Origin of the sequence: Sporosarcina koreensis (assembly GCF_001531445.1) — a bacterium.
GTDB lineage: Bacteria > Bacillota > Bacilli > Bacillales_A > Planococcaceae > Sporosarcina > Sporosarcina koreensis_C.
Genome location: NZ_LQYA01000055.1, coordinates 14,516 through 23,100 on the forward strand (window position 1 = coordinate 14,516; position 8,585 = coordinate 23,100).

General features: G+C 44.4%; 7 protein-coding genes. 2 read left to right on the top strand and 5 right to left on the bottom strand.

Annotation, left to right across the window (positions count from 1 at the left end; translation table 11 throughout):
• Window positions 1–226: sporulation histidine kinase inhibitor Sda (locus AWV70_RS22860; RefSeq protein WP_306464382.1), on the top strand; the 226-nt coding region annotated here is incomplete at its 5' end.
• A 21-nt stretch (window positions 227–247) separates the two neighbouring features.
• Here AWV70_RS22860 and AWV70_RS09550 read toward each other — a convergent pair.
• The 4 genes from AWV70_RS09550 to AWV70_RS09565 all read right to left on the bottom strand — a co-directional run bounded on the left by AWV70_RS09550 (window position 248) and on the right by AWV70_RS09565 (window position 5,248).
• Complete coding sequence (locus tag AWV70_RS09550) at window positions 248–1,636, bottom strand: S41 family peptidase (RefSeq protein WP_235588603.1); 1,389 nt, start codon at window positions 1,634–1,636, stop codon at window positions 248–250.
• A gap of 142 nt (window positions 1,637–1,778) precedes the next feature.
• Entirely contained in the window at window positions 1,779–3,761 is a 1,983-nt protein-coding gene (locus AWV70_RS09555) for a TRAP transporter permease (RefSeq protein ID WP_414714828.1), read from the bottom strand.
• Between the two features lie 37 nt (window positions 3,762–3,798).
• Window positions 3,799–4,275 (bottom strand): DUF1850 domain-containing protein, encoded by a 477-nt coding sequence (locus tag AWV70_RS09560; RefSeq protein ID WP_235588604.1) that lies wholly within the window; start codon window positions 4,273–4,275, stop codon window positions 3,799–3,801.
• On the bottom strand, window positions 4,262–5,248 hold the full coding sequence (locus AWV70_RS09565) for a TAXI family TRAP transporter solute-binding subunit (RefSeq protein ID WP_060206521.1): 987 nt from the start codon (window positions 5,246–5,248) through the stop codon (window positions 4,262–4,264). The genes AWV70_RS09560 and AWV70_RS09565 overlap by 14 nt, the downstream gene beginning before the upstream one ends.
• A gap of 245 nt (window positions 5,249–5,493) precedes the next feature.
• Between AWV70_RS09565 and AWV70_RS09570 the strand changes: the two genes are divergently transcribed.
• Window positions 5,494–6,639, top strand: a complete 1,146-nt coding sequence (locus AWV70_RS09570) for a polysaccharide deacetylase family protein (RefSeq protein ID WP_060206523.1) — start codon at window positions 5,494–5,496, stop codon at window positions 6,637–6,639.
• A gap of 193 nt (window positions 6,640–6,832) precedes the next feature.
• Here AWV70_RS09570 and AWV70_RS09575 read toward each other — a convergent pair whose 3' ends face one another.
• Window positions 6,833–8,329, bottom strand: a complete 1,497-nt coding sequence (locus AWV70_RS09575) for a class I adenylate-forming enzyme family protein (protein ID WP_060206525.1) — start codon at window positions 8,327–8,329, stop codon at window positions 6,833–6,835.
• Between the last annotated feature and the right edge of the window lie 256 nt (window positions 8,330–8,585).

Here is an 8,585-nt window from a genome sequence, read left to right on the forward strand (position 1 = left end):
TTCAAGATATGCAACCGGAAACGATTTGATGACAAGGAGGAGACCCAAATTGTTGAGTATACCGGATGATTTTCTAATGGATTCGTATAAAAAAGCGATTGCGCTAAATCTTTGCCCACAATTCATCACACTTTTAGAAAAAGAGATTAAACGGCGTTCCATCCATTCCTCAAAGCGTGGAACAGATTCCCCCATTAATGAAAATGAGAGCCCATCCATTCATTAACGGACAAGCTCTCACTCTTTTTTATCTAACTGTGACATCTAGATAGATCCCATGCTTCATGCCATTTCCCAGCTTATCTTTCCAAGCCGGATGAATGATCAACATATATTTTTTCCCGGATTGCAACGGGTACTCGGGAATCACTTCGATTGTCTTGCCATCTTTCACTTCTATGCGGATACTGCTCTCTTTTCCACCGATTTCTATCAATTGGACTGCATTTTTTCCAAGTTGACGCCAATCCATATCCTTCGTCATGCTGACTGTAAATGTCTTCGTCGTCTTTACCTTTTCTAATGTAGGGAATGCCTTGTAGCCTTTTAATGTCATAACTAGCTGATCGTAATGCGCAGTCGTCAATTCTTCGTTTACCAGCGTTTTTACGTCGGGGGATACGCCGACTTTATCGACAGCTATGCCTTTCGGTGAATAAAAACGGGCCGTTGTCATTTTCAATACGCTGCCGTTGTTGAAGGCGTACATCGATTGCATTGTCCCTTTTCCATACGTGTTCTTCCCATACAGCGTTGCCGCTTTCTGCTCTTTCAAGTTGACCGCTACCATTTCAGATGCACTTGCACTATATTCATTGACGAGCAGTGATACCGGACCATCGATTTTCTGTTTTTGATACACAGAAGGATAAATTTCCGGTTTCTTATTTTTCTCACGCAGTTGGAAAGCTTGCTCCACTCCAGGAAAAAATCCGGCAATTTCCTGCGCGGCGGTAATATAGCCGCCTCCATTATTACGGATATCGACAATGAAACCTCCAGCGCCCGCAAGCGACTGTATTGCTTTCTCCATTTCCTTGCCTGAATCAGTTGAGAAACTGTTTAACCGGATATAGCCGATATTGCCGCCAAGCATTTCAGACTCAACTGTCGGCAAATGGATTTCAGCCCGGCGAATCGACATGTTAATCGGTTTTTCCGTCTTTTCTCGTAAGACTGTAAGAGAGACGTACGTGTTTTCTTTTCCGCTTATCAAAGGAACTGCCACTTGTACGGACTTTCCTTTCAAAGATGTGTCGCCAACATGCGTAATGATATCGCCAGGAACAATACCGGCTTTAAAGGCGGGACCATCTTTAATGACGGAAATCACTTTTATACCGTTTTCACTTTCCTCCAATACGACCCCAATTCCGACGATGCGCTGCTCGATCCCATTAATAAACGCTTCGTATTCCTGCTTGGTCATGTATTCGGAATGCGGATCGAGTCCGTTGATGATTTCTTTTCCAGTGTTTCTTAATAATACCGAGTCGGGAACATCATCAATATAATGATCCTTAATTAGTTGCCGAATCTCGTCAATCGGTTCAGCTGCAGTGACATTCGTAAGTGGCAGCATGACGAAAACAATGGCAAACAGCATAATGATTCGTTGCATTTGAGTTCTTAACAAGTCGAGTTCCCCGTTTCTGAATTGAGTTCCTACTATTATACTATTCGCAGCTGGAATCCGTAAGTAGTAATCGTGAACCTTCGCTAAGCAAAACACACCCACGTTCAACCATAGCTGAAAGTGGGCGTGTTTTATCCATTCCTTATTCTGTTTGCAACAAGGCTTGCTCTTCTTTTTTGTTTTTCATAAAGTTCAAGGCAAACATAGCTCCAACGATGACGATTCCGACGATATCCGTAATTGTTTCGGGGATGATCATCATAAGCGCCCCGGCAGCAAGCACAATACGCCAAAGAGGGTTCAAGTTGGTTTTGAAATACCCTTCAATCGCGGCACTTAAGCCGATAATGCCAATGATTGCAGTTATTGTAATTATCGCGATATCCATCGTTGCCGCAACCGGGAATTCCCGTGCGTTCATAACTACGTCTGTCGTATCAATCATTAACATCGCAGGATTATAAACGAACATGTACGGGATGAGGAATCCGGCCGCAGATAGTTTAAGCGCTGTAAAGCCGGTTCTCATCGGATCGCCGCCCGATATGCCCGCTCCCGCGAATGCGGCAAGCGCTACAGGCGGTGTAATGTTCGCGAAAATGCCGAAATAGAACACGAACATATGCGCTACAAGTATCGGTACGTCAAACGCTGCCAAAGCTGGTGCAGCCATTGTCGCTGTAATGATATACGCCGGAATCGAAGGCAGTCCCATCCCAAGGATCATGGATGCAAGCATCGTAAAAAACAACGTTAATAATAATGAACCTGCTCCAAGGCTAGCAATCGAAGACGTCATGACATTCCCGAAGCTCGTCAAACTAACGACCCCGATAATAACGCCGACGACTGCACACGCAACCATAACAGAAAGGGATTGGCGCGCTCCGCTATCGAGCGCAGCGACGATATCTTTAAGAGACATTCGTGTGGTTTTTCTGAGTGCTGCCACGATGACCGTTGCAACAATTGTATAAAATGCGGCATGGCCGATTGGAACGTTACGATAAAGAAGGAAAATTAGATAAACTATTGGAATCAACAGATGCCCACGTTCCTTCATGACTTCTTTGACACGTGGAAGATCCGGTTTTGGTATCCCTTTCAAATTTTCCTTACCCGCACGGAAATGCACTTGCATGATGACCGCAAGGAAGTAAAGTACGGCTGGAATAAGGGCAGCTAATGCGATTGTTCCATATTTCACGCCTGTCGTTTCTGCCATGATGAAAGCACTTGCGCCCATGATCGGCGGCAAAATTTGTCCACCGATCGAAGCACTCGCTTCAACCGCACCGGCAAAGTTCTTTGAATAACCGACGCGTTTCATCATCGGAATCGTGAATGCACCTGTACCGACAACGTTTGCAACGGCGGCACCGTTAATACTTCCCATGAAACCGCTGGAAATGACCGCGACTTTTGCTGGCCCCCCTTGCTTATGCCCCGCAAGTGCAAGAGCCAAGTCATTGAAAAATTGACCCATCCCTGATTTTGCTAAAAAGGCGCCGAAGAGGATGAAAAGAAAGATGAAGGATACAGAAGCGCCGATCGCTGTGGAATACAGACCTTCCGTTTTTAAATACATTTGACCGAAAATATCGCCTAAATCATACTGACGTGTCGCCATTTTTGTCGGCACCCAACTCATATGGCTGAAAAACGGATAAGACAGAAAGATAAGTGCCAGCACCGGAAGAATCCACCCTGTCACCCTGCGGGCAGCTTCCAAAATAAGGACGACCGTCAAAATAGCCATTATGACATCCATCGTATTAGGAATACCGCCACGAGTTGTCACGATAGCCGTGTATTCCTTTATTAAATAACCTGCGGTCGCCAAACTTAATACGAATAGCAACCAATCGTATACCGCTACTTTGCTTCGGTTCTGCTTACTATAGGTCGGGTAAATAAGATAGACAAGCGCAATCCCAACGGCAACATGAACCGCCCGCTGTTGTAGTGCAGGCATTGGATAGAATGTAATGTATAAATGGAAAAGCGAATAGAAGACAGCAATGATTGACACGAAATATGCAATTTTCTTTCCTGAGAACTTTCTTACTTTTGATTCCGTATCAAACTTCTCCAGGAGTTCGGCCTGTTGCTCTTCTGTCAGCACTTCTGTTTGATCCAAAATTGGCGGCTTGTTTGCTTGTTTAGTCAATTTTTTCACCTCTTAATAAATTCCATAATGATGCTTTTACGACTTGGATGACAATCGTGTCATAATCGTCAACTCGTTCATATAAAGGGATTTCACTATTTTCCGTGTACAAAGTGGTCTGGGCATTTTTCGAAACGGCCAGCCGGATTCCGTCCATTTTTTCGTTCACAACCATATGGACAAAACCGTCTTCCGCTTCGATCACTTCCTTCGTTGAGGGAACTCCAGCACCGAATGTTTTGAATTTCGTAGTCGTCAAATAAAGATCGAAACCCTGTCGTTCGTATGTTTCGAACCAAGGCTCTTTTTCGACCGAATGGACCCAGCCAAGTTCAAACGTGTTGTCGATTAAATAAAAACTACCATCCATATACGAAAGTTGAATGGTAGGAATTCTGATAAAAAAAAGAGAAAGAAGGAGCATGATTACGAACATGCCCCCACTTAGATAAAGCTTACTTCTGCTCATCGTAGTACTTTTGAGCTCCAGGATGAACAGGTGCTACCATCCCTTTTTGTGCACTTTCAAGAGTAATTTCTGTTGCAGCTTGATGGGAGTTGCCTAGAGTGTCCAAGCTTTCAAAAAATTTCTTTGTCAATTTGTAAACATCATCTTCGCTCAACTCACTGCTCACGACCAATGCATTCATAATTGCCGCCGTCGGGATTGCTTCAGTGTTTCCGTATGTGTCAGCCGGTATGTCCATTGCAACGAAATATGGTTGATCTTTTGCAATTTCTTCAATTTTCGCCGGGTCCACTGCTACAAGCGCAAGATCAATGCTCGCTGCCAGCTCCATCACTGAAGAGTTTGGAAGACCGCTTGTAAGGAATGCCGCATCGACACTGCCGGATTTAAGACCGTCAGCAGCCTCCGCATAACCAAGGTAATCGACTTTCAGGTCATCATATGTAATGCCGAAACCATTGAGCAAATTGCGTGCATTCACTTCAACACCTGAGTTTTGGTCACCGACAGCAACACGTTTGCCTTTCAAATCTTCGATCGTCTTGATGCCTGAGTCGGCAGTCGTTACGATTTGTACATAGTTCGGATATAGAGCTGCGATTTGCTGAACTTCATCCACTTTCTCGGGGAAGTTTCCAATCCCTTCGGCTGCTTCAGTCAAAACATCACTCATGACGAATGCCATTTCAACTTTACCTTCTTTGATCAGATTGATGTTTTCAACAGATGCTCCTGTTGATTGTGGTTTTGAATTCACACCGAATTCATTCGAGTACTCATTCGCCAAAGTAGTTCCAATAATGTTATACGGGCCTGAAGATCCACCCGTTGCAATCGTCACGATTCTTGTATCAAGTCCGTCAGCGCTCCCCTTACTTTCTTCTCCATCTTTGTCTGAATCGCCGCAGGCTGCAAATATGGATGCACTTAATAAAGCGCTTCCAAATAATAGTCCGTACTTCCTTACCTTCATATGTATCACCCTTCCCCACTAATTATCTAATAACTTTCACAATAATACAGTAGATTATTTCAAAGTGCAAGTTAATTTCTATTATTCTATCAATAACTTCATTGTTCCATTTTGAAATCTATCTAACAACTAGCCCCTTTTAACCGATATAAAATTGGGCATGAATCCTTTGTGAATAACGCCACCTATTTGCAAAGTCCCTCCATGTTCATCAGCAAAGCGGGAAATGAAAGGGAGTAAGACATTTGAAAAGAGTATTATGGTTGGCGCTTCTATTCGCCTTGGCGTTTCCACTGATGCCCGAAGCGGGAAGCATCCCAACCGTCAACATCACAGAAAATACACCTGTTTATAACCAATCGCAGAAAGTCGCTGTATTCATGAAAGGCACATCCACTTCGATCATCAAGGAGTCGGACCGCTATTATCATACGGTCATCGGCGGGGATGAAGTGATGTTTTCGAAGAAGCGGGCAAAGGCCGTGGCAGACAGCTATGGCTCGGTGAAAGGCGCCTATCCGGTCCGGGCAATGACAAAGAAGCATGTCCCGATCCTGAATGCGCCAAAGAAGAACGCAAAATCGATTGGTCAGCTGCAACCAAATTTGACGATCCAACTTCAACGGGCGCAAGGCGATTACTATCCGATCAATTTCGGTGGAAAGACGGCCTATGTCAATAAGAATGACATTGTCATTGATGCAGGCATCCCCGTTCTTATGTATCACGATTTGACAGAGGTCAAACTGAGCGATAATGTTTCTGTTCTTGAGGTAAAGAATTTCGAGGAGCAGATGGCCTATTTGAAAAAGAACAATTGGACAACGATTACCCCGAGGCAATTGGAATTATGGGTGCAAGGCAAGCTCAATCTCCCTGAGAAATCCGTTCTCATTACATTTGATGATGGATATGAGTCGACAATCGAACTGGGTTATCCGATCTTGAAGCGAAATGGGTTCAAGGCGACGTCCTTCTTGATTACGAGCAGAATCGGTAAGCCGGGAATGGTTTCCGAATATGATTTGCAATCGACGACAGATGTGTATTCCTATCAAAACCATACACATGCATTCCATATGTTCAATTCGCTTACAGGCATGAGCTATTTACAGTCGGAATCGCGCAATGCCATCCGAAGCGACTTGCAAGAGGCGAATGAAACAATCGAAGAAATTATAAGTGGCCATCAAGTGAAGGCGCTTGCCTATCCATACGGCAAGAGCAGCCCGCAAGCCATTCTTGCAATGAAGGACGCGGGCATCTCCATCGCTTTTACGATCGAGGAGGGCAATGTCCACCGCGGCGATCCGATTTATGCGTTGAATCGTCAACGTGTCCATTCGCATATGAATTTGAAAGACTTTGCGGATAAATTGAAGGGTATGTGAGGATTGAGTGGAATGGTTATGCGTGATATTTGGCATTTATGCATTTTTGTGAGCATTTATGCGTGAGAATATTCGTTTATACGCGTTTTACAGGATTTATGCGTTTTTGAAGACTTTTATGCGTGATTTATCCAGTATATGCGTATTTAGGGTTAAAGGAGCCCCTTCTTCAGTCGAAGAAGGGGTTATCTTATTATATTGTCGAGTGCATTCCGGAACGTAGTGTATGTTTCAACACTTTTCCTGATGCGTTCCTTGGCAGCTCATCCAGAAATTCGATTTCTGCTGGTATTTTATATTTCGCCAAATTGCTTGAGCAATGACTGATCACGTCAGCTTCAGTGAGGGTTGCCCCTTCTTTCACAACGATATACGCTTTTGGCACTTCTCCCAACACCTCATGTGGAATACCGATGACTGCCGCTTCAAATAATCCTGGGATTTGATACAGCACTTCTTCCACTTCCACCGGGTAGACGTTTTCTCCGCCGCGGATGATCATATCTTTCTTGCGATCAACGATATAGAGAAGGCCGTCATTATCCATTCGGCCAAGATCACCCGTATAGAGCCAGCCGTTTTTAATTGCCCGTCTTGTCTCCTCTTCATCTTTCAAATAGCCCTTCATCACTTGCGGTCCGCGCATGACAATTTCACCAACTAGACCGGTCGGAAGCGGATCCCCAAATTCATCGACGACCCGAACTTCGGTCTGCGGCAATGCCTCTCCGACCGAGCCGATTTTATCGAGTGCCAGATGATCTTTCAGCGTGGAAGCTGCCGGTGAATTTTCCGTCTGTCCGTACAAATTTTGCACTTTTACCTTTGGGAATGTCTCTTTCAGCTTTTTCAATATTTCATATGGCATCGGTGCAGCCCCATATCCGAATAGACGAAGGGTTGGCAGTTCGAGATCCCGGATTTCTGGCAGGTTCAAGATAATGGTATACATCGCCGGAACACCGAAAAACATGGTCGGTAATGTTTTTTGCAATAAATCCAATGTTCCCTTTGGAGAAAATGCCTCCTCGATAATGACCGTCCCGCCTTTATAGGTGACAGGAATCATGAAAACATGGCAGGCGGCACAATGGAATAAAGGAGTGGAAATGAGCATCCGATCTGCATCTGTAATCGACATTGCCTCTGACCAGATTTCCGCGGTCGAGATGATATTCTGATGCGTCAACATGACCCCTTTCGGCTTGCCCGTCGTCCCTGATGTATACATGACGACTGCCGTATCTTCCCCGTCCAATTCCACAGGCTCGAACTCCTCCGCTTCACCTGCAAGCAACCTTTCAATATCTTCTTGTATCGACAGCTTCTCCTTGAAAGGATGCTTCGACTGTTGGACGATGTCTTCCAATCTTTTATCATAAATAAGCGCTTTTGCTTCTGAATGATTGTAAATGTACTCCACTTCCGGAGGGGCTAGTTTTGTATTGACAGGCATGACGGTGAACCCACCCAATTGAACACCGAAATAGCTGATGAGGAATTGATCGGAATTCAACGAATAAAGTGCAATGATATCCCCTTTTTCATACCCTTCCGCTTGGAAATGCCCCGCGATCTTTTTCGCTTTTTCGTAAAACTCGCCATACGTCCACTCTCTGCCGTTATAGGAAGTGAAAACTTTGTCCGGCTGATTTTTTGCATATTCCCCCAACACTTCTGTCATGAACATGGTCAATCTCCCCTTCGAACCGTTTTATCATCTACTCATATATTAACAACCGATATTTCAGATTACAAGTTATATAATTAATATTCAGATAACGTGTTGTGTGTGTCTAATTCTTTAATTCTTCGCGTAAACTGCTAGTATGTATCATTTTAATCTAAATGAGTGGCGGGATCGAACAATGGCGGAAGCTTGGGATAAATCGTATAAGAAGGTGTTGTTGTGGGCGGGAGGAATTACTTGCTTCCTAGTGATCGGC

What these genes read in the sequence shown, in the direction of transcription:
- AWV70_RS09560 (WP_235588604.1), bottom strand. Translation starts at nt 4,275, where the DNA reads ATGAGCAGAAGTAAGCTTTATCTAAGTGGGGGCATGTTCGTAATCATG.
- AWV70_RS09565 (WP_060206521.1), bottom strand. Translation starts at nt 5,248, where the DNA reads ATGAAGGTAAGGAAGTACGGACTATTATTTGGAAGCGCTTTATTAAGT.
- AWV70_RS09575 (WP_060206525.1), bottom strand. Translation starts at nt 8,329, where the DNA reads ATGTTCATGACAGAAGTGTTGGGGGAATATGCAAAAAATCAGCCGGAC.